This is a genomic window from Tumebacillus permanentifrigoris (assembly GCF_003148565.1).
Taxonomy (GTDB): domain Bacteria; phylum Bacillota; class Bacilli; order Tumebacillales; family Tumebacillaceae; genus Tumebacillus; species Tumebacillus permanentifrigoris.
In genome coordinates, this window is sequence record NZ_QGGL01000022.1 from 13,393 (window position 1) to 34,576 (window position 21,184).

At 55.6% G+C, this 21,184-nt stretch carries 20 protein-coding genes, 1 tRNA gene, 1 pseudogene and 1 other annotated feature; all 22 genes and pseudogenes read left to right on the top strand.

Annotated features, from left to right (window positions below):
- Positions 1-12: 12 nt before the first annotated feature.
- Complete coding sequence (locus tag C7459_RS19730; protein WP_109691005.1) at positions 13-447, top strand: hypothetical protein; 435 nt, start codon at positions 13-15, stop codon at positions 445-447.
- A 5-nt stretch (positions 448-452) separates the two neighbouring features.
- On the top strand, positions 453-1,145 hold the full coding sequence (locus tag C7459_RS19735; RefSeq protein ID WP_109691006.1) for an enhanced serine sensitivity protein SseB C-terminal domain-containing protein: 693 nt from the start codon (positions 453-455) through the stop codon (positions 1,143-1,145).
- A gap of 84 nt (positions 1,146-1,229) precedes the next feature.
- On the top strand, positions 1,230-1,922 hold the full coding sequence (ispD, locus tag C7459_RS19740; protein WP_109691007.1) for a 2-C-methyl-D-erythritol 4-phosphate cytidylyltransferase: 693 nt from the start codon (positions 1,230-1,232) through the stop codon (positions 1,920-1,922).
- Positions 1,923-1,925: 3 nt separating this feature from the next.
- The gene (gene ispF, locus C7459_RS19745; protein WP_211320431.1) at positions 1,926-2,402 is read left to right on the top strand and encodes a 2-C-methyl-D-erythritol 2,4-cyclodiphosphate synthase; all 477 of its coding nucleotides are present in this window, start codon (positions 1,926-1,928) and stop codon (positions 2,400-2,402) included.
- A gap of 46 nt (positions 2,403-2,448) precedes the next feature.
- Positions 2,449-3,891, top strand: a complete 1,443-nt coding sequence (gene gltX / locus C7459_RS19750) for a glutamate--tRNA ligase (protein ID WP_109691008.1) — start codon at positions 2,449-2,451, stop codon at positions 3,889-3,891.
- A gap of 299 nt (positions 3,892-4,190) precedes the next feature.
- Entirely contained in the window at positions 4,191-4,865 is a 675-nt protein-coding gene (gene cysE / locus C7459_RS19755; protein ID WP_109691009.1) for a serine O-acetyltransferase, read from the top strand.
- Positions 4,846-6,234: a cysteine--tRNA ligase gene (gene cysS / locus C7459_RS19760; protein ID WP_109691010.1), complete on the top strand. Its 1,389-nt coding sequence runs from the start codon at positions 4,846-4,848 to the stop codon at positions 6,232-6,234. The genes cysE and cysS overlap by 20 nt, the downstream gene beginning before the upstream one ends.
- A 5-nt stretch (positions 6,235-6,239) precedes the next feature.
- The gene (locus C7459_RS19765) at positions 6,240-6,683 is read left to right on the top strand and encodes a Mini-ribonuclease 3 (RefSeq protein ID WP_109691011.1); all 444 of its coding nucleotides are present in this window, start codon (positions 6,240-6,242) and stop codon (positions 6,681-6,683) included.
- Positions 6,684-7,032: 349 nt separating this feature from the next.
- Positions 7,033-7,770 (top strand): annotated as a pseudogene (gene rlmB, locus C7459_RS19770) (23S rRNA (guanosine(2251)-2'-O)-methyltransferase RlmB); the annotation flags it as partial.
- A 20-nt stretch (positions 7,771-7,790) separates the two neighbouring features.
- Positions 7,791-8,303: an NYN domain-containing protein gene (locus C7459_RS19775; protein ID WP_109691013.1), complete on the top strand. Its 513-nt coding sequence runs from the start codon at positions 7,791-7,793 to the stop codon at positions 8,301-8,303.
- A gap of 84 nt (positions 8,304-8,387) precedes the next feature.
- Positions 8,388-9,035, top strand: a complete 648-nt coding sequence (gene sigH / locus C7459_RS19780) for an RNA polymerase sporulation sigma factor SigH (protein WP_281272793.1) — start codon at positions 8,388-8,390, stop codon at positions 9,033-9,035.
- 95 nt (positions 9,036-9,130) lie between these two features.
- Positions 9,131-9,206 (top strand) — tRNA-Met (locus tag C7459_RS19785).
- Between the two features lie 212 nt (positions 9,207-9,418).
- Positions 9,419-9,568 carry a 50S ribosomal protein L33 gene (gene rpmG / locus C7459_RS19790; protein WP_109691014.1) on the top strand — a complete coding sequence of 50 codons (150 nt, stop codon included), beginning with the start codon at positions 9,419-9,421 and terminating at the stop codon, positions 9,566-9,568.
- A gap of 34 nt (positions 9,569-9,602) precedes the next feature.
- Positions 9,603-9,845 carry a preprotein translocase subunit SecE gene (gene secE / locus C7459_RS19795; RefSeq protein ID WP_109691015.1) on the top strand — a complete coding sequence of 81 codons (243 nt, stop codon included), beginning with the start codon at positions 9,603-9,605 and terminating at the stop codon, positions 9,843-9,845.
- Positions 9,846-9,913: 68 nt separating this feature from the next.
- Positions 9,914-10,450 carry a transcription termination/antitermination protein NusG gene (nusG, locus tag C7459_RS19800; protein ID WP_109691073.1) on the top strand — a complete coding sequence of 179 codons (537 nt, stop codon included), beginning with the start codon at positions 9,914-9,916 and terminating at the stop codon, positions 10,448-10,450.
- Positions 10,451-10,566: 116 nt separating this feature from the next.
- Positions 10,567-10,992, top strand: coding sequence for a 50S ribosomal protein L11 (rplK, locus tag C7459_RS19805; RefSeq protein ID WP_109691016.1), 426 nt, complete (start codon positions 10,567-10,569; stop codon positions 10,990-10,992).
- A gap of 105 nt (positions 10,993-11,097) precedes the next feature.
- Positions 11,098-11,784, top strand: coding sequence for a 50S ribosomal protein L1 (gene rplA / locus C7459_RS19810; RefSeq protein WP_109691017.1), 687 nt, complete (start codon positions 11,098-11,100; stop codon positions 11,782-11,784).
- 65 nt (positions 11,785-11,849) lie between these two features.
- Positions 11,850-11,994 (top strand) — a sequence feature (ribosomal protein L10 leader region).
- 24 nt (positions 11,995-12,018) lie between these two features.
- Entirely contained in the window at positions 12,019-12,510 is a 492-nt protein-coding gene (gene rplJ, locus C7459_RS19815) for a 50S ribosomal protein L10 (RefSeq protein ID WP_109691018.1), read from the top strand.
- Between the two features lie 46 nt (positions 12,511-12,556).
- Positions 12,557-12,916, top strand: coding sequence for a 50S ribosomal protein L7/L12 (rplL, locus tag C7459_RS19820; protein ID WP_109691019.1), 360 nt, complete (start codon positions 12,557-12,559; stop codon positions 12,914-12,916).
- A gap of 127 nt (positions 12,917-13,043) precedes the next feature.
- Positions 13,044-13,655, top strand: coding sequence for a class I SAM-dependent methyltransferase (locus C7459_RS19825; protein WP_109691020.1), 612 nt, complete (start codon positions 13,044-13,046; stop codon positions 13,653-13,655).
- A gap of 225 nt (positions 13,656-13,880) precedes the next feature.
- Positions 13,881-17,417 carry a DNA-directed RNA polymerase subunit beta gene (gene rpoB / locus C7459_RS19830; RefSeq protein WP_109691021.1) on the top strand — a complete coding sequence of 1,179 codons (3,537 nt, stop codon included), beginning with the start codon at positions 13,881-13,883 and terminating at the stop codon, positions 17,415-17,417.
- 23 nt (positions 17,418-17,440) lie between these two features.
- The gene (gene rpoC / locus C7459_RS19835; RefSeq protein ID WP_109691022.1) at positions 17,441-21,106 is read left to right on the top strand and encodes a DNA-directed RNA polymerase subunit beta'; all 3,666 of its coding nucleotides are present in this window, start codon (positions 17,441-17,443) and stop codon (positions 21,104-21,106) included.
- Positions 21,107-21,184: the final 78 nt, after the last annotated feature.

Consider the following 21,184-nt stretch of genomic DNA (forward strand, 5'->3'; position numbering starts at 1 on the left):
AGAGGTGCGCATATGGAATTCAAAAAAGGAAAATTTGCTATCTACCATGGCAAGGAATACGTGTTAGAAATGGACCCGGTAACAAGGGAGGATGTTGTGGTAACGGATGACCCGGCAGCCATTTCTTTAGGATTTTCACCTTGGGATGACTACCCCGGTGATTACAAAAAGGTAGTCAAAAAGGAGGATGTTGAGTACGCGTATGAATGCAAAACGTATGCTGTTTATCGAGGGCGGAGCTTTTATGTCGAGAATGTGAGCGACAATATGGTGCTGCTTGCTCATTTTGGTTTAGAAGGGTCAGACGAAGCGTTAGCGCTAGGGTTTACATTTGTGGATCGCTGGGAGTTCACTCAGAAGGTCCAAGTAGATCAAATTGAGGAGTTTCGTGTGGTAACAAGTCAGATTTGGGACCTCCCTATGCCCCACGGTCACCAAGGAGAGTAGAGGCCATGACCACACCCCCCCTCACACACCACCTCCAACAAGCCAAACAAACCCCCGCCCTCCGCTCGGACTTCTATCGAGCCCTCTGGGCGGCGGAGCTGTATTTTATCGGCCAGACGGACAGCCTCTCCTACTATGAGGCCAACGGACGCACGCTGCTCCCGTGTTTCTCTTCGCTGGAGTTGCTCCAGTCCGTAGTTCCCGCCGATGAAACCTACGTCCTGCTCCCAGCCCACGAAGTCTTCCCGAACATTCCGGCCGAGATCACCGTGGTGCTCAACCCGTTCACAGCGGTCGGCAAGGAATTCGACTCCCTCGAACGCCGCGCACTCATGGAAGGCATCCTCTTTGAACGTCCACCTGCACAGGCGGACACATCTGAGCAGATCCTCTTCGGGCAGCCAGCCGAGATGCCGGACGATCTCATCGAAACGCTGCGAGCGTTTTTCAAAAAGCACTCTGCCATCCACACCGCCTACCTCGGGCAGATCTGCATCCCGAGCACGGGCATTCCGCCACACCCGCTGGTCGGACTGTATTGCCCCGCGATCTCAGAATCGCTTTTTCTCGAACTCGCACTCGACATGCAGGCACAAGCAGACACGCCGCTTGAAGTCTACCGCCTCACTCTGAACGACAAACGCGAGATCGCTCGCTACTTGCTCAACGAGACGACGCCGATCTACTCCGCAGAGTGAACGGCGCTTTTTCCGCGCCCAATGGACAAAAACCGAATTTTGCTGTATGAATAAGGCTAGACTGACGTGAAGGGACGAAACAGCATGCAAACGGAAGTGATCGTCGTCGCAGCCGGAAGCGGATCGCGGATGGGAAGTGCGATGAAAAAACAATACCTGCCGCTCGATGGAGCACCGATCCTCGTGCGGACGCTCCAGACGCTGGCGGCCTGCCCGACGGTCGACCGGATCGTGCTGGTGGTGGCGGGTGACGATGTGCAATTTGTCACGGAATTGATCGAAGCCTACCACCTCCACAAAATCGGAGACGTCGTCTACGGCGGCATGGAGCGCCAAGACTCTGTGCGCAATGGCATCGCAGCTCTGCGCCACGACACGGAAGTTGTCGCCGTCCATGACGCGGCGCGTCCGCTCGTCACCGCCGACGAGGTGGAAGCGGTGCTCACCGCCGCCAAATTGTTCGGCGCAGCGACCCTCGGCGTCCCGGTCAAGGACACGATCAAGCGCGTCGACCAAGGCCAAGTCCGCGAAACCCTGCAACGCTCCGACCTCTGGGCTGTACACACACCGCAAGCCTTCAAGTGCGAATGGCTTGCCGAGGCGCACATGCGGGCGTGGGAACAGGGCTACTTTGGCACGGACGACGCCTCGCTCGTCGAATGGGCGGGCTACCCGGTCACGATGGTCGAAGGCCGCTACTCGAACCTCAAGGTCACCACACCGGAAGACCTCGTGATCGCCGAAGCGTTGTGGAAGCAGCGAAAGGGGATGGAGTAATTCATGATGCGAATTGGCATGGGATATGATGTACACAAACTGGTCGAAGGCCGCCCGTTGATCCTCGGCGGCGTCACCATCCCGCATGAAACGGGCCTGCTCGGACATTCCGATGCGGACGTGCTCCTGCATGCGATCAAGGACGCAATCCTCGGAGCCCTCGCACTGGGCGATATCGGCAAGCACTTTCCAGACACGGACGAGCGGTATAGAGGCGCAGACTCGCTCCAACTGCTCGCCCATGTCTGGAACCTCGCCACCGAGCGCGGCTACAGCTTGGGCAACCTCGATTGCGTCGTCATGGCAGAGCGTCCGAAACTGCGTCCCTACATCGACGAGATGCGTGGCGTGCTGGCCCGCGAACTGGGTGCAGAGCTTGACCAGATCAATGTAAAAGCGACGACCACCGAGAAGCTCGGCTTCGTCGGCCGCGAGGAAGGCATGGCGGCACAGGCAGTCGTCCTCTTGCTGAAAAAGTGATATACTTAGAAAAATTTGTTTCAAAGAGATGGAGGCATTACAACCCATGACAGTTCGTTTGCGCTATGCACCGAGCCCGACCGGGCACTTACATATCGGCGGGGCTCGCACCGCCCTTTTTAACTACCTGTACGCCAAAAAACTCGGCGGGGAGTACATCCTGCGCATCGAGGACACCGACCAAGCCCGGAACAAGGAAAACGCCGAAGTCGGCTTCATGAACGGCTTCGAATGGCTGGGTCTGAACTGGGATGAAGGCCCGCGCGTCGGCGGGGAGTACGGTCCGTACTCCTGCATGGAGCGCCTCGACATCTACCAAACGTACACCGACCAACTGCTCGCAGAAGGCAAGGCGTTCCACTGCTACTGCTCGGCGGAAGAGCTCGAAGCGGAACGCGAAGCCCTGTCTGCCAAAGGCGAAACGCCGCGCTACATGGGCAAGTGCCGCAACTTGACTGCCGAGGAACGCTCCGCACATGAAGCAGCCGGCCGCAAAGCGTCGATCCGTTTCCGCGTGCCGGATGATCAAGTTTTGAAGTTCCACGACATGATCCGCGGCGACATCGAGTTCGAATCGAACGGCATCGGCGATTATGTCATCGTCAAGTCGGATGGCATCCCGACCTATAACTTCGCGGTGACCATCGATGACGCGCTGATGAAGATCACGCACGTCGTGCGCGGTGAGGAACACCTCTCGAACACCCCGCGCCAGTTGTTGATCTACGAAGCGCTGGGTTGGGCGCTCCCAGAGTTTGCCCACCTGCCGCTGATCCTCAACGAAACGGGCAAAAAGCTCTCCAAACGCGACGAGTCGATCGTCCAATTCATCGAGCAATACGCGGAGCTTGGCTACCTGCCGGAAGCGATCAACAACTTCCTCGCGCTGCTCGGCTGGTCGCCGGGCGGCGAGCAGGAGATCTTCTCGATGGACGAACTGATCGCACAGTTCTCGTTTGAACGCGTTCAGAAGTCGGGCGCGATTTTTGACTCGGGCAAGTTGGCGTGGATGAACGGCCAGTACATCAAGGCGGCGGAACTCGATCGCATCGTCGACCTCGCGATCCCGTTTTTGCAAAAAGCGGGCTTCATCGGAGCCGATTACGACCGCGCATGGGTTTCGCAGCTCGTCGAACTGTACAAAGACGGGATGAACGCCGTCTCTGAAATTGCCGAGCTCTCGCAGATGTTCTTTGCCACCGATGTTGCATATGATGAAGCAGCGCAAGCCGTGCTCAGCGAAGAGTCGGCTCCGACCGTGCTCGCAGCCTTCCGCGACCAGGTCCAAGAACTGCCAGACTTCAACGCCGACACGATCAAAGCCGCACTCAAAGACGTCCAAAAAGCGACCGGCTTCAAAGGCAAGCAACTGTTCATGCCGGTGCGCGTCGCCGTCACAGGTCAAGAGCACGGACGCGATCTCAACATCACCCTGTCCTTGTTGGGTCGGGAAAAAGTTGTCAATCGACTTACGCAACTGGTACAATAAGTAGGAAAGATCAGGAGCAAGGAAAAGTAGCGCGGCACGACCTGCCAGAGAGCACACACCATGACGACAACGTCGAGGCTGGAAGTGGGTGCGAGGTGACGACCCGTGAAATGCGCCTTGCTTGATTTCGCGGGAGGCAATGCCCGACGCCTGACCTCCGTTATCGGGTCCTGAAGCGGGTCGACCCTGTTCACAGGGAGACCAAGCAGAGTGGAACCACGGCGTTTACAGCCCGTCTCTGTCCTTGTGGCAGAGACGGGCTTTTTTTGGCATCTACGAGATACAGAGGGGGGACGAACATGTTTGCAAGGGTACGAGAGGACATCCAGACCGTTTTTCAATTGGACCCGGCGGCTCGCAACGCTCTTGAAGTGCTGTTGACCTACTCGGGTGTTCATGCGATCTGGTACCACCGCATCTCGCATCGGCTCTGGAACATGGGATGGCAGACGCTCGCCCGGCTGGTTTCACAGTTTGGACGCTGGGTAACGGGCATCGAGATCCATCCAGGGGCACAGATCGGGCGGCGGTTGTTCATCGACCACGGCATGGGCGTGGTGATCGGAGAGACGGCGATCATCGGGGATGACTGCATCCTCTACCAAGGTGTCACCCTTGGAGGTACGGGCAAGGAAAAAGGCAAGCGCCATCCGACGCTCGGCAACAACGTGATGGTGGCATCAGGTGCCAAAGTGCTCGGCTCGTTCATGATCGGGGACAATTCCAAAATTGGCGCAGGCTCTGTCGTGCTGCGTGAAGTGCCACCCAATTCCACCGTCGTGGGGATTCCGGGCAAGGTCATCGTGCAGGATGGGCGCCGCGTCGATCAGTTTGATCAATGCAACATGCCTGACCCGGTGATGGAGCTGTTCAAACAAATGCAGCAACAGATTGATGATTTGAAGGCGGAAGTGGAAAACTTACATCAGAAGCAGCAAAGGGGAGAGCAGACCGATGTCCATCCAAGTCTATAACACCCTGACGCGTCAAAAGGAACCATTCGTACCGCTCGAAGACCACAAAGTCAAGATGTACGTCTGCGGTCCGACCGTCTACAACTATTTCCACATCGGCAATGCGCGCCCGTTCGTCGTGTTCGACCAAGTGCGCCGCTACTTGCAATATCGAGGCTACGAAGTCAAGTACGTCATGAATTTCACCGACGTCGATGACAAGATCATCAAGCGTGGCCTCGAAGAAGGCATTTCGCCACAGCAAGTTGCCGACAAATATGTGGAGGCGTTTTTCACCGACGTGGAAGCGTTGCACGTCGAGCGTGCAGATGTGTACCCGCGCGTGACCGAAGAGATGCAGGAGATCATCGCGATGATCGAAGAGCTGATCTCCACCGGGCATGCGTATGCGTCAGAGGGCGATGTGTATTTCTCCGCGCACTCGTTCGACGAGTACGGCAAGCTCTCCAAGCAAACGCTGGAGAACCTGATCGCCGGCGCCCGCGTCGAAGTCAGTGAGAAAAAGCAAAATCAAGTGGATTTCGCACTCTGGAAAGCGGCAAAACCAGGTGAAATCGCGTGGTCCGCTCCGTGGGGCGAAGGTCGTCCGGGCTGGCACATCGAGTGCTCGGCGATGATTCGCAAGCACTTAGGCGAGCAGATCGACATCCACGGCGGCGGTGTCGACCTGACGTTCCCGCACCATGAGAACGAGATCGCCCAGTCGGAGGCTTGCACGCACAAGCCGCTGGCGAAGTACTGGATGCACAACGAATTCCTGAACTTGAACCACGAAAAAATGTCGAAGTCCACGGGCAACTTCCTGACCACCCGCGGTCTGCTCGAACAGTACGAAGGGGCAGCGCTGCGCTTCCTGCTGCTCTCCGCGCACTACCGCAACCCGGTCAACTTCTCGCCAGACCTCGTTGAAAATGCGAAAAATGGGCTAGATCGCATCCGCAGTTCCTACGCCAACCTCCAGCACCGATTAGAGACGGCGGTGGGCGGTGATGCTGAAAAGGTGGAGGTTGAAACCTTCCGCGCTCAATTTATCGCAGCGATGGATGAGGACTTCAACACCGCCGATGCGATCACGGCGATTTTCGAACTGGCGAGCGATGCCAACAAGTACCTCCGCCAAGAGCGTGTACAGCGGCACGCGCTGGAAGCGTATGTGGCGCTTTTTGAAGAACTGATGGGTGTGCTGGCCTTGCCGTTGGTCGCAGAACAAGCCGATCTGGATGCGGAGATCGAAGCGTTGATCGCTGAGCGTACAGAAGCGCGCAACACCAAGAACTGGGCACGTGCCGATGAGATTCGCGACCAATTCAACGCGATGGGCATCGTGCTGGAAGACACGCCGCAAGGGATTCGGTGGAGACGGAAGTGAGAGAGATGAACGAGAACGCCAACAACATTATCCAAGGGCTGACTCTCAACAAGCCCTTGGTCAAAAAACCGCATGAAATGCCGGGCCTCGCCCTCGCGTATATGGGCGATGCCGTCTGGGAGATGTACATCCGCCAGCACTTGCTCTGCAAGGGGGAGATGCAGCCCAACTCCCTGCACAAGTATGCGACCCGCTATGTAAAAGCCAAGTCGCAGGCGGGGGTGCTCCATTTCTTGGCGGAGAGCTTGTCCGAGGAAGAGATGAGCGTCATGAAGCGCGGCCGCAACGCCAAGTCCGGGTCCACGCCGAAAAACGGCGACCTGATCGACTACCGCCATGCGACCGGCTTTGAAAGCTTGCTAGGCTACCTGTACCTGCAAGGCCGCTTCGAGCGCTTGCAGGAACTCGCCACCCGCTCGATCGAGTGGCTGGAGTCCCAAGACAACTAAGAACTCAGAGGAGACGATCTATTTTATGAAAAAATACCCTTCCCAAGCAGCACGCGCTAAAAAAGCACCAGGTGGCCCGCGTGGCCGTGGCGGCGCCGACAAATTTGCCGGCAAAGCGAAATTTGTACACACGGCCGGTGAAGAGCGTCCGGAGCGCGGCACTCGCGATACCTTCGAGCGCGGCGCACGCCCGGAACGCAGCAATGACCGTCCGGACCGCGGCGGTTTTAAAAGCGGTGGCTTCAAAAGTGGTGGTTTCAAAAGTGGCGGTCGCAACGACCGCAATGACCGTGGCGCACGTGATGACCGTCGTGCCCAAGGCTTTGGCGGCGAAGATGCAGCCAACCCGAACGAGCAGGTAGAAGGCCGTCACCCGGTGTTGGAAGCGCTGAAGTCGGGCCGCACGATCAACAAAATCCTCATGACCGAAGGTGCGACCGGCACTACCGTGATGGAGATCCTCGCCAAAGCACGCCAAGCGTCTGTGATCGTGCAGACCGTTCCGAAAAACAAACTCGACCAGATCGCCGATGGCCGCAACCACCAAGGCGTCATCGCCTACATCGCGGCGAAGGACTACGCAGAGCTGGAAGACATCATCGAAGCGGCGACCAATTCCCCGCGTCCGGGCCTGATCATCGTCCTCGACGAGATCGAAGACCCGTTCAACTTGGGTTCGATCCTGCGTACCGCTGATGGCGTAGGCGCACATGGCGTCGTGATTCCGAAGCGCCGCGCTGTGCCGCTGACCGCAACGGTCGCCAAAGCATCTGCGGGTGCGATCGAGCACGTGCCGGTCGCTCGCGTTGCGAACATCTCGCAAACGATTGAGACCTTGAAGAAAATGGGCTACTGGGTCGTGGGCACCGACGTCGACGGCGAGAGCATGTACCACCAAATCGACATGACCGTCCCGATCGTCATGGTGATCGGCAATGAAGGCACCGGGTTGGGCGAAGCGATCAAAAAACGTTGCGACTACCTCGTGCGCTTGCCGATGATCGGACAAGTTCAGTCCCTGAACGCAGGTGTCGCGACCGGAATCCTGCTCTATGAAGTCCTGCGTCAGCGCGGCGAGAAGCGCTAACGGCATGGACCCCCACCCTCATGCGTGAGGTGCTCATCGTCGACGGGTACAACATCATCGGAGACTGGCCCGAGCTGCGCCAATTGAAAGCGCAAAGCCTCGAGGCGGCTCGAGATCAACTGCTGGAAGATCTCAAGGAATACAAGGCGATCACGGGCCGGGACGTGATCGTCGTCTTCGATGCACACTTGTCCCGCGGCGGGCAATCGGAGGAAACGGTCGGCGGTGTCCGACTGCTGTACACCAAAGAGTTGGAAACGGCGGACGAGTTGATCGAACGCTTGGTCTATGAATTTGAACGGGAGAAAGTCCGCCGCCATCTCTTTGTGGCGACGAGCGATTACGTCGAGCAACAGGTGACGTTTGGCGGCGGTGCTCTCCGCATCTCTGCAAGGGAATTGCGCATCGATGTGCGGGCAGCGAAAAAGGAAATCCAAGAGCGTGTCGACAACCTGACAACACGTTCAAACCGACTTGGAAACCACCTAACACCCGAAGTTCGAGAAATGTTCGAAAAGTGGAGAAGGAAATGACGGAAGTTAGCAATTGACCCTACTAGATTACATAAAGTATAATGATCTCATTCTCGGCGGACGCCAAGGTCGGAGGGATGAGAGTTGGCTATCCATGTAACTACAGGTCAAACGGTAGACCTCGAAGCGATGTCTGACGAGGACTTGGTCGAACTCGTCCGCCAGGGCGACGACGAAGCGCTTGAGCACCTGATCAATAAGTACAAGAATTTTGTACGCGCAAAAGCACGCTCCTACTTCCTCATCGGAGCGGATCGTGAGGACATCGTCCAAGAAGGGATGATTGGACTCTACAAGTCGATCCGCGACTTCCGCGATGACAAACTTGCCTCGTTCAAAGCCTTCGCAGAACTCTGCATCACACGGCAGATCATCACTGCGATTAAAACTGCAACCCGTCAGAAGCACATCCCCTTGAACTCTTACGTTTCCCTTGATAAACCGATCTACGACGAAGACTCTGATCGCACGCTGCTCGATGTGATCTGCGGCTCCCGCGTCACCGATCCGGAAGAGCTGATCATCAACCAAGAGGAGTTTGACGACATCGAAGTTCGCATGGGTGAGATCCTGAGCGACTTGGAACGCAAAGTCCTGATGCTCTACTTGGATGGCCGCTCCTACCAAGAGATCGCGGTGGATCTGAAACGCCACGTCAAGTCGATTGACAATGCGCTGCAGCGCGTCAAGCGCAAGTTAGAACGCTATCTAGAAGTTCGGGACGTAAACTAAATGACGAACCGGGCTTGCATTATGTAGAGTGATCAGGTATACTAAGTCTTGTCGGCTGAGGCAAGCGCTTCTGCACCTACTTCAGCCGATCCCGTCGCGGGGTGGAGCAGTTGGCAGCTCGTCGGGCTCATAACCCGAAGGTCACAGGTTCAAGTCCTGTCCCCGCAACCAACCTTATAAGAAAGAGAGACGCCATGAGCGTCTCTCTTTTTTTGCAGGTATTGTATGGCAAGTTTTTGGTTATCATGCAAGTAGTGCCTATGGCAATTGCAGAGGCCTCTTGGTTGACATGACCCTGACGTTGTGATAAATTAACATAGGTATTCATGTCTGGATGGACAAGTATATTGAAAATAGCATCCATAAGTAGGAGGTGTCCATAGATGCGCGTGAACGTTACCATGGCTTGCACCGATTGCAAGCAACGGAACTACATCACCAAGAAGAACAAGAAGAACAATCCGGACCGCATCGAGTTGAAGAAGTTCTGCAAGTTCTGCAACTCTCACACTGCGCACCGCGAAACCCGCTAATGGTGTAGCACTCGGACAAGGGGTGAACACACAAATGGCAGGATCTTCTACGGTAGCACCTGATGCGAAACAACCGCGTCCGAACGTCTTCAAGCGTACTGGTCTGTTTTTCAAGGACGCTTGGGGCGAACTAAAGCGCGTGCGTTGGCCGAACCGCAAAGAACTTGTGAGTTATACGATGGTCGTACTGGGTACGTGCATCTTTATGATTCTCTTGGTCTTTGCTTTCGACCTCGGCATCAGTTATCTGTTGCGTCTCATCGGCCTGGGCAAGTAACGGCCTAGGTTATCACACTCACTGAACTTAGGGGGGAAGGGCATCCTGCCCTCGCGTACATGGAACAGTTGGAAAAACGCTGGTATGTCGTCCATACCTATTCTGGTTATGAAAACAAGGTGAAGGCGAACCTGGAGAAACGTGTCATCTCCATGGAGATGGAGGACAAGATCTTCCGCGTCCTCGTTCCGGTGGAAGAGGAAACGGAAGTCAAGAACGGGAAGCAAAAGTCCGTCATGCGGAAAGTATTCCCGGGCTATGTGCTCGTCGAGATGATCATGACCGACGACTCTTGGTACGTCGTGCGTAACACGCCGGGTGTCACAGGCTTTGTGGGTTCAACGGGTGCCGGTTCCAAACCGACCCCGCTCATGCCGTCTGAAGTCCGCACCATTCTTAAGCAGATGGGCGTGGATGCCGCGACACGTAAACCGGTGGACTATACGCTCAAAGAAGCGGTGCGTGTCACGGATGGCCCGTTTGCCAACATCGTCGGATCCATCGAAGAGATCGACGTAGATCGTTCGAAGCTCAAGGTGCTGGTCTCGATGTTCGGACGCGAAACCCCGCTCGAACTTGACTTTGATCAGGTTGAGAAGTTATAATCTACTTCGGTTCAAGTTTGGTCTATCATGGCTCAGCCATCGTATAGACCTGTTTTTAAGTGGGAGGGGCATCTGTTCCCGTCTAACCACATTCTTTCTAGAAGGAGGTGTCTGTTGTGGCTAAAAAGGTTATGAAACTCGTGAAGCTGCAAATTCCGGCAGCGAAGGCCACCCCTGCACCGCCGGTTGGTCCGGCTCTCGGTCAGGCTGGGGTAAACATCATGGGGTTCTGCAAGGAGTTTAACGCTCGCACCGCAGAACAAGCTGGTCTCATCATCCCGGTAGTTATCACCGTTTATGAAGACCGCTCTTTCACTTTCGAAACCAAAACCCCGCCGGCTGCTGTCCTGCTCAAAAAAGCGGCAGGTATCGAGTCGGGTTCCGGTGAACCGAACAAGAAGAAAGTTGCAACCGTAAAGCGTGACAAGGTCCGTGAAATCGCGGAAACCAAAATGCCTGACCTCAACGCAGCGAACGTCGAGTCCGCTATGCGTATGGTCGAAGGTACTGCACGCAGCATGGGCATCGTAATCGAAGACTAATCTCTTCGTTTTTCTTCACGGGTTGGTGGGGTCAAGTGCTCTGCCAACCTTTATTCGTGGGAGGTTTTTTCTACCGCTATAACCACATGAGGGAGGGTACTTTAAATGCCGAAACAAGGTAAGAAATACACCGAAGCAGCGAAACTCGTTGACACCAACGCAGTATACGAACCTGCTGAAGCGCTCGAACTGGTGAAAAAGACCGCTCGTGCGAAATTTGACGAAACTGTTGAAGTTGCTTTCCGTCTGGGCGTTGACCCGAAGAAAGCTGACCAACAAATCCGTGGTGCAGTCGTACTGCCGCACGGCACTGGTAAAACCCTGCGTGTACTCGTATTCGCAAAAGGCGAAAAAGCAAAAGAAGCGGAAGCTGCTGGCGCTGACTTCGTTGGCGATGATGATATGATTGCAAAAATCAACACCGGTTGGTTTGATTTTGATGCTGTCGTCGCAACTCCGGACATGATGGCATCTGTTGGTAAGCTCGGTCGTGTACTCGGTCCGAAAGGCCTGATGCCGAACCCGAAAACCGGTACCGTCACTTTCGACGTAACCAAAGCTGTAAACGAGATCAAAGCGGGTAAGATCGAATACCGCGTCGACAAGCAAGGGAACATCCACGCTCCGCTCGGCAAGATCTCCTTCGAAGACGAAAAACTGCTGGAAAACTACCAAACCCTGCTTGATACCCTCGTGAAGGCAAAACCGGCTGCTGCAAAAGGTACCTACCTGCGCAACATCACCTTGTCCTCCACCATGGGCCCGGGCGTAAAAGTGAACCCGCAGAAGTAATTTTGCGGAACCAGCAATTTCCGTTTTGACTTTCTAAACCAAGCATGATAAGATATGTCCTGTTGCAACTGAATATGCTGCGACCGTAGACAGCGGGTGCTGGAGCCGAAGGCTTCGCTTAATACCCCGCCGAGGACGAATTCGATTTCACCTTGGTTGTGAAACGTATGCCCTCGTGAGTTTACTTGCGAGGGCTTTTTGTCTGCGCATGACATATAAACAGGAGGTGTAACGATGGGTATCCGTGAAGAAAAAGTATCGATCGTTAGCGAGATCGCTGAGAAGCTGCAAGCTTCGAAATCGACGATCATCACTGACTACCGTGGTCTGACTGTTGGCGAAGTAACCGAACTCCGCGCGCGTCTTCGTGACGCAGGCATCGAGTTCCGCGTTCTCAAAAACACCATGACCCGTCGTGCTGCTGATCAAGTCAACATGTCGGAAGTCAACGAGTTCCTCGTTGGCCCGAGCGCAATCGCGTTCTCCACTGCTGATGATGTAGTAGCACCGGCGAAAATCCTCAACGAGTTCGCGAAAACGCACAAAGCTCTTGAGCTCAAAGCTGGTATCGTCGATGGCAAAGTCATCGGCCAAGCTGAAGTTCAAGCACTGGCTGAACTGCCGTCCCGCGAAGGTCTGCTCTCCATGCTTCTCTCCGTGCTCCAAGCTCCGATGCGCAACTTTGCGTACGCGGTTCAACAGATCGCAGACAAGCAAGAGGCGTAAGCTCGCATAATCAACGAATCATACAACTATTAGGAGGTTTCCCCACATGGCGATCCAAGATATCATTGAACAGATCAAAGGCATGACCGTTCTCGAACTGAACGACCTCGTTAAAGCAATCGAAGAAGAATTCGGCGTAACCGCAGCAGCTCCGGTAGCAGCTGGCGGCGCTGCAGTTGCAGCAGTCGAAGAACAATCCGAGTTCGACGTAATCCTCAACTCGGCTGGCGCTTCCAAGATCAACGTAATCAAAGTTGTTCGCGAAATCACCGGTCTGGGCCTCAAAGAAGCAAAAGAAATCGTCGACAACGCTCCGAAAGCTCTGAAAGAAAAGATCTCCAAAGAAGAAGCAGACGCTATGAAAGCGAAGCTCGAAGAAGCTGGCGCTTCCGTAGAAGTGAAGTAATTTCACTTTCTCGCTTCACCAAAAAGCACCTGGCCGCTCGCGGTCGGGTGCTTTTTTTTCATACATGGTTTATACTAGGGAATCTGGAAATTGGGTAACCTAAAAAGGTGAGGGAGGGTGTGCGCCCGTGAGTGATCACTACTTTTCGAACAAACCAACCGTGGAGCATGACTTGCGCACGATCCGCGTCGCGTTGCGCGGGCAAGAATTTGTATTTTGGACAGATGCCGGTGTGTTCTCCAAGGCAGGTATCGACTTTGGCAGTGAACTGCTGATTGAATCGATGGAGATTCCGTCCGATGCGACCGTCCTCGATGTAGGCTGTGGCTACGGGCCGATTGGACTCGCGGCGGCAAAATTGGCAGCAGCAGGCCAGGTCACGATGCTCGATGTCAACGAGCGCGCCGTGGAATTGGCGCGCAAAAACGCAACGTCCAACGGCATCGCCAATGTAGAGATTCTCGTCAGCGACCGCTATGAGCACGTGCAAGGCCGCCGCTTCGATGTGATTCTGACCAATCCGCCGATCCGTGCGGGGAAGCTCGTCGTCCACTCGATTTTTGACGGGGCGGTGGAGCATCTGACGGAGCGCGGAGAACTCTGGGTGGTGATTCAGAAAAAGCAAGGCGCGCCGTCGGCCAAGAAGCGTCTCGAAGAGTTGTTTGATTCCGTAGAGGACGTCGCACGGGATGCTGGGTTCCGGATCTTCCGGTGCAGCCAGCCGCTGCCCAAGCCTTAGAATCTATGCCAAGATTTTGTTGACACGGCAGTTTCGTTGTTGTATAGTTATTTAATGCGTAATCCTACACTGCGCTACATGTCCTCACCACAAGAGGTATGGGGTACAGGGTTTCTGGTTACGAATGAATATTACGTAGGTTGTCAAGAAATGTGTTTACATAGCGTACTCGCATTTTATTTTTTTGGTAACAAATGTCGACCAAAGGTATGAGGGGTGACAGATTTGAAGGGACAACTAGTGCAATACGGCAAACGGCATCGCAGAACGTATGCGCGCCTCGAAGAAGTATTGGAACTGCCGAACCTGATCGAGATCCAGCAGAAGTCCTATCAATGGTTTCTTGACGAAGGTTTGAAGGAGATGTTCCAAGACATCTCTCCGATTCAGGACTTTACTGGTAACCTGGTTCTGGAATTTGTGGATTACAGCCTGGGTGATCCGAAATACTCAGTCGATGAGTCGAAGGAGCGCGACGTAACCTACGCAGCGCCTCTGCGTGTGAAGGTCCGCTTGATCAATCGCGAGACCGGTGAAGTAAAAGAGCAGGAAGTCTTCATGGGTGATTTCCCGCTGATGACCGATACCGGTACGTTCATCATCAACGGTGCCGAGCGTGTCATTGTTTCCCAGCTGGTTCGTTCCCCAAGCGTCTACTTCAATACCAAGATCGACAAAAACGGGAAAAAGGCGTTCACTGCGACCGTCATCCCGAACCGTGGGGCTTGGCTGGAATTGGAGACCGACGCGAAGGACATTATCTATGTCCGCATCGACCGTACGCGGAAAATCCCCGTGACGGTGCTTTTGCGCGCATTGGGCTTCTCTAGCGACGCTGAAATTCTGAACCTGCTTGGTGAGGACGAGTTCCTGCGCAACACGCTGGACAAAGACAACACCGAAACCACGGAGAAGGCGTTGCTTGAGATCTACGAGCGCCTGCGTCCGGGCGAACCGCCGACGCTGGATAACGCCCGCAACCTGTTGATTTCTCGCTTCTTCGATCCGAAGCGCTACGATCTTGCGAACGTTGGCCGCTACAAGATCAACAAGAAGTTACATATCAAGAACCGACTGCTCGGCCAACGCCTTGCTGAAACCTTGGTCGATCCGGCAACGGGTGAGATCATCGCAGAAGCGGGTGCTGTGCTCGACCGCCGCTTGCTTGACAAGATCCTGCCGGCTCTGGAGAACAACTCCGTCAACTACGTCGACTACAAGTCTACGTCTGGTGTTGTTGAGGAAGAGAACATTCGGATGCAAGAGATCAAGATCTTCTCGCCGCGTGAAGACGGCAAGGTGATCAAGGTCACGGGCAACGCGAACGTTGACAAGAACGTGAAGCACATCACACCGGCGGACATCCTGTCGTCGATCTCGTACTTCATGAACTTGTTGCATGGCGTCGGAAACACCGACGACATCGACCACCTCGGGAACCGTCGTCTGCGTTCCGTCGGCGAATTGCTGACCAACCAGTTCCGCATCGGTCTGTCCCGGATGGAGCGCGTCGTTCGTGAGCGGATGTCGATCCAAGACGCGAACGCGATCACGCCGCAAGCGCTGATCAACATCCGTCCGGTCATCGCCGCGATCAAAGAGTTCTTTGGCTCCTCGCAGCTCTCGCAGTTCATGGACCAAACCAACCCGCTGGCAGAACTGACGCACAAGCGTCGTCTCTCGGCACTTGGCCCGGGCGGTCTGACCCGTGAGCGCGCAGGCTTTGAAGTCCGTGACGTCCACCATTCTCACTATGGTCGGATGTGCCCGATCGAGACCCCGGAAGGTCCGAACATCGGGTTGATCAACTACTTGTCTACCTACGCACGAATCAACGAGTACGGCTTCATCGAGACTCCGTACCGCAAAGTAGACCCGGAGAACCAACGCCTCACCGAGATCATTCACTACATGACCGCTGACGAAGAGGACAACTACGTCATCGCGCAGGCGAATGCAGGTATCGATGAGAACCTGACCCTGATCGACCCACAAGTTGTCGTTCGTTACAAGGAAGAGACCCTGTTGCTCGCACCGGAGCGCGTCGACTACATCGACGTCTCGCCGCGTCAGGTCGTATCTGTCGCGACCGCGTGCATTCCCTTCCTGGAGAATGACGATGCCAACCGCGCCTTGATGGGATCGAACATGCAACGCCAAGCGGTTCCGCTCCTGAAGCCGGCTGCACCGTATGTCGGCACGGGTATGGAACACAAAGCAGCGAAGGACTCCGGTTCCACCGTGGTCTCTCGTCATGATGGGCTCGTCGAGCGTGTGGCTGCGAACGAAGTTTGGGTTCGTGAACAGAAAAACATCGACGGCCGCCTCGTCAATGGCGACCTGCACAAGTACAAAATGCTCAAGTTCACCCGCTCCAACCAAGGGACCTGTATCAACCAGCGTCCGATCGTCGAACAAGGCGAGACGATTACCAAGGGCACGATCATCGCCGACGGTCCTGCGACCGACAATGGTGAATTGGCACTGGGTAAAAACGTCATCGTCGCGTTTATGACGTGGGAAGGGTACAACTACGAGGATGCGATCCTGCTCTCCGAAAAAATGGTGAAGGAAGACGTGTACACGTCCCTGCACATTGAAGAATACGAAGCAGAAGCACGAGATACCAAGCTCGGTCCGGAAGAAATCACCCGCGACATCCCGAACGTCGGCGATGACGCGCTGAAAAACCTCGACGAGCGCGGCATCATCCGCGTCGGTGCAGAGATCGACGCAGGCGACATCCTGGTCGGAAAAGTTACGCCGAAGGGCGTGACCGAACTGACCGCTGAGGAGCGTCTGCTCCACGCGATCTTCGGGGAAAAAGCTCGTGAAGTCCGCGACACCTCGCTGCGCGTTCCGCATGGCGGCGCCGGCATCATCGTGGACGTCAAAGTCTTCACCCGCGACAACGGCGACGAACTGCCGCCGGGCGTCAACCAGCTCGTGCGCGTCTACATTGCGCAAAAGCGTAAGATCTCCGAAGGTGACAAGATGGCAGGTCGCCACGGGAACAAGGGTGTCGTCGCTCGCATCATGGCGGAAGAAGACATGCCGTTCCTCTCCGATGGTACCCCGGTTCAGGTCGTACTGAACCCGCTGGGCGTTCCGTCGCGGATGAACATCGGTCAGGTCCTCGAGACGCACTTGGGGATGGCCGCTCGTTTCCTCGGTCTGCACATGTCGACGCCGGTCTTCGACGGCGCGCGTGAGTCCGATGTATTCGATACCTTAGAAGAAGCCGGCCTGCCGCGCGATGGCAAGCAAGTGCTGTACGATGGCCGTACCGGCGAACCGTTCGAAAACCGCGTCACCGTTGGTTGTGTGTACATGTTGAAACTCCACCATCTGGTCGACGATAAAATCCACGCACGCTCCACAGGCCCGTACTCCCTCGTCACCCAGCAGCCGCTCGGTGGTAAGGCGCAGTTCGGTGGTCAGCGCTTCGGGGAGATGGAGGTCTGGGCGCTCGAAGCGTATGGCGCAGCGTACACCCTCCAAGAAATCCTCACCGTCAAGTCTGATGACGTGGTCGGCCGCGTGAAGACCTACGAAGCGATTGTCAAAGGCGAGAACGTGCCGGAACCGGGCGTTCCAGAATCGTTCAAAGTCTTGATCAAGGAATTGCAATCGCTGGGTATGGACGTCAAGATCCTCTCCGAAGACGAGCAAGAGATCGTCATGCGCGAGAGCGACGAAGAAGACGATTCAGGTGAAAAACTCAACCTGAATTTAAGCGCGCGTGAAGTCGGCGAAGAGTAAGTACTGAAAGGGAGGTAGGCCCCTTGTTGGACGTCAACAACTTTGAGTACATGAAGATCGGTCTGGCATCCCCGGAGAAGATCCGTTCGTGGTCACACGGGGAAGTCAAGAAGCCGGAGACGATCAACTACCGGACCCTCAAACCGGAAAAAGAAGGTTTGTTCTGTGAAAAAATCTTCGGACCGACACGCGACTGGGAATGCCATTGCGGCAAATACAAGCGCGTTCGTTACAAAGGCGTCGTCTGTGATCGTTGCGGCGTCGAAGTAACGAGAGCGAAAGTCCGTCGGGAACGGATGGGCCACATTGAATTGGCGGCCCCCGTTTCTCATATCTGGTACTTCAAGGGTATCCCGAGCCGGATGGGCCTCGTGCTCGACATGAGCCCGCGTTCGCTGGAAGAAGTTATCTATTTTGCTTCCTACGTGGTCACCTCTCCGGGTGAAACCCCGCTGGAATACAAGCAGTTGCTTTCCGAAAAGGAATTCCGCAGCTACCGTGAGAAGTACGGCTACGCGTTTGAAGCGGGCATGGGTGCAGAAGCGATCAAGAAATTGCTCCTGCAAGTTGAGGTCGAAAAGGAAGTTGTTCAACTCAAAGAAGAGTTGAAGACTGCTCAAGGCCAACGCCGTAACCGTGCAATCAAACGTCTGGAAGTCATGGAAGCGTTCCGTACCTCCTCCAATGACCCGTCCTGGATGATCCTCGACGTGTTGCCGGTCATTCCGCCGGAACTGCGCCCGATGGTCCAACTCGACGGCGGTCGCTTTGCGACCTCCGACTTGAACGACCTCTACCGCCGCGTCATCAACCGGAACAACCGACTCAAGCGTCTGCTTGACCTCGGGGCTCCGGACATCATCGTTCAAAATGAAAAGCGCATGCTCCAAGAAGCAGTCGATGCGCTGATCGACAACGGCCGTCGTGGTCGTCCGGTCACCGGTCCGGGTAACCGTCCGTTGAAATCCCTCTCGCACATGCTGAAAGGGAAGCAAGGGCGTTTCCGTCAGAACTTGCTCGGGAAGCGTGTTGACTACTCTGGCCGTTCCGTTATCGTTGTCGGCCCGCACCTGCGTATGTACCAGTGCGGTCTGCCAAAAGAGATGGCGCTTGAGTTGTTCAAACCGTTCGTCATGAAGGAACTCGTCGCCAAGGGCCTCGCACACAACATCAAGTCTGCGAAGCGCAAGGTTGAACGCGTCTCGGCTGAAGTCTGGGATGTTCTCGAAGATGTCATCAAGGAACACCCGGTACTGCTGAACCGCGCACCAACCCTTCACCGTCTGGGGATTCAGGCGTTCGAACCGACCCTCGTCGAGGGCCGTGCGATCAAACTGCATCCGCTCGTCTGTACGGCGTACAACGCCGACTTTGACGGTGACCAAATGGCTGTTCACGTACCGTTGTCTGCCGAAGCACAAGCAGAAGCACGCTTGCTGATGCTCGCTGCACACAACATCCTGAACCCGAAGGACGGCAAGCCGGTCGTTACCCCGACGCAGGACATGGTCCTCGGTTCGTATTACTTGACGATGGACCGCGCAGGTCTCCCAGGCGAAGGTCGCGTCTTCCGTTCGGCCAACGAAGCGATGATGGCATACGACGAAAAGCAGATCGCTCTGCATACGCGTATCCTCATCCCGGCGAATCAAGTTCACAAAACTTCGCTCACGGCGGCACAACAGGATGCGCTGATGATCACCACCGTAGGCAAGATCGTCTTCAACGAGATCTTCCCGGCTGATTTCCCGTTCATCAACCATTCGAAGGATTCGAACCTCTTGAAAGGGTTGGCGGATGAATTCTTCGTGTTCGAAAAAGGTACCGACCTGCGTGCGGCTGTGGCGAAAATCGGACCGCAAGAAGCCGTGACCAAGAAATTCTTGGGTCAGATCATCGGTGAATGCTTCCGCATCTACGGCACGACCATGACGTCTGAGATTCTCGACAGAATCAAGCAGCTCGCGTTTAAATACTCGACGCGCGCCGGGATCACGATCTCTGTTGCGGACATCATCGTACCGGAAGCGAAGTACAAGATCCTCGACGAAGCGGAAGGCAAAGTCACCACCGTCACCCGCCAATTCCGTCGTGGTCTGATCACCGACGACGAGCGCTACGACCGTGTCATCTCGATCTGGTCGAAGGCGAAGGATGAGATCACCAAGGTCCTGATGGACTCCTTGGACCGTTACAACCCGATTTACATGATGGCGCACTCTGGTGCGCGTGGTAACGTTTCGCAGATCACCCAGCTCGCGGGGATGCGCGGTCTGATGGCGAATCCGTCCGGCCGGATCATCGAGCTCCCGATCAAATCGAACTTCCGCGAAGGCCTGACCGTCCTCGAGTACTTCATCTCGACGCACGGTGCTCGTAAAGGTCTGGCGGATACCGCACTGCGTACCGCTGACTCCGGTTACCTGACCCGTCGTCTCGTTGACGTCGCGCAGGACGTAATCGTCCGTTCGGAGGATTGCGGCACCGACAAAGGTCTGTACGCAGAGGAGATTCGTGACGGCAAGGAAGTCATCGAGGACCTGATCGACCGGATCGTAGGTCGTGTTGCGTACCAAAACATCATCCACCCGCAAACCGGCGAGACGATCGTGTCGCTCAACGAGCTGATCGACGAACAAGCGGGCCGCGACATCATCGAAGCGGGCATCAGTCGCGTTCACATTCGCTCTGTCACCACCTGCCGCACCCAGCATGGGGTTTGCATCAAGTGCTATGGCCGCAACCTGGCGACCGGTAACATGGTCGAAATCGGCGAAGCTGTCGGCATCATCGCAGCACAGTCGATCGGGGAACCGGGAACCCAGCTGACGATGCGTACCTTCCATACCGGGGGCGTTGCCGGCGATGACATCACCCAAGGTTTGCCGCGTATCCAGGAATTGTTCGAGGCGCGCAATCCGAAGGGGCAAGCGATCATCACCGAAATCGACGGGACTGTCTCCGAGATCCGCGAAGTCAAAGACAAGCGTGAGATCGAAGTCTCGGGCGATGCAGAGGTAAAAGTGTACCCGGTACCGTATGGTTCCCGCATCCGCGTTGCTGTCGGCAAAGTTGTCGAAGCGGGCGATGAGTTGACCGAGGGTTCCATCGATCCGAAGGAAATGCTCAAAGTCAAAGGGATCCACGGCGTACAGATGTACTTGCTGCGTGAAGTACAGCGCGTATACCGTCTGCAAGGCGTTGAGATCAATGACAAGCACGTAGAGGTCATGGTACGTCAGATGTTGCGTAAAGTCCGGATCAACGATGCGGGCGACACGGCTCTGCTGCCAGGCACCTATGTCGACACCTTTGAATTCGAAAAAGCGAACCTGCCAGTGTTGCTTGGCGGTGGCGAACCGGCTGTTGCTCGTCCGGCGCTGCTCGGGATCACCAAGGCCTCGCTGGAGACTGACTCCTTCCTGTCTGCTGCATCCTTCCAAGAGACCACCCGTGTCCTCACAGAAGCTGCAATCAAAGGCAAGGTGGATAAACTGCTCGGCCTCAAGGAAAACGTTATTATCGGGAAACTGGTACCTGCGGGTACTGGTATGGCTCGTTACCGCAACATCAAGATCAACGACGGAACCAACCTGGACGAAACGGTGGCAGAAGCCAATGCTTCCGCACCTTCGACCGGCGAGTTGAAGGAAGTCGATCTTGAGACGGCGAAAACGCTCGCTGACTAATTCGTTTTTCTGTCACAAATGCGCGTAGAACGAAGCGCTCTGCATGGGCAGAGCGCTTTCTCTGCGGCAAAAAATGAG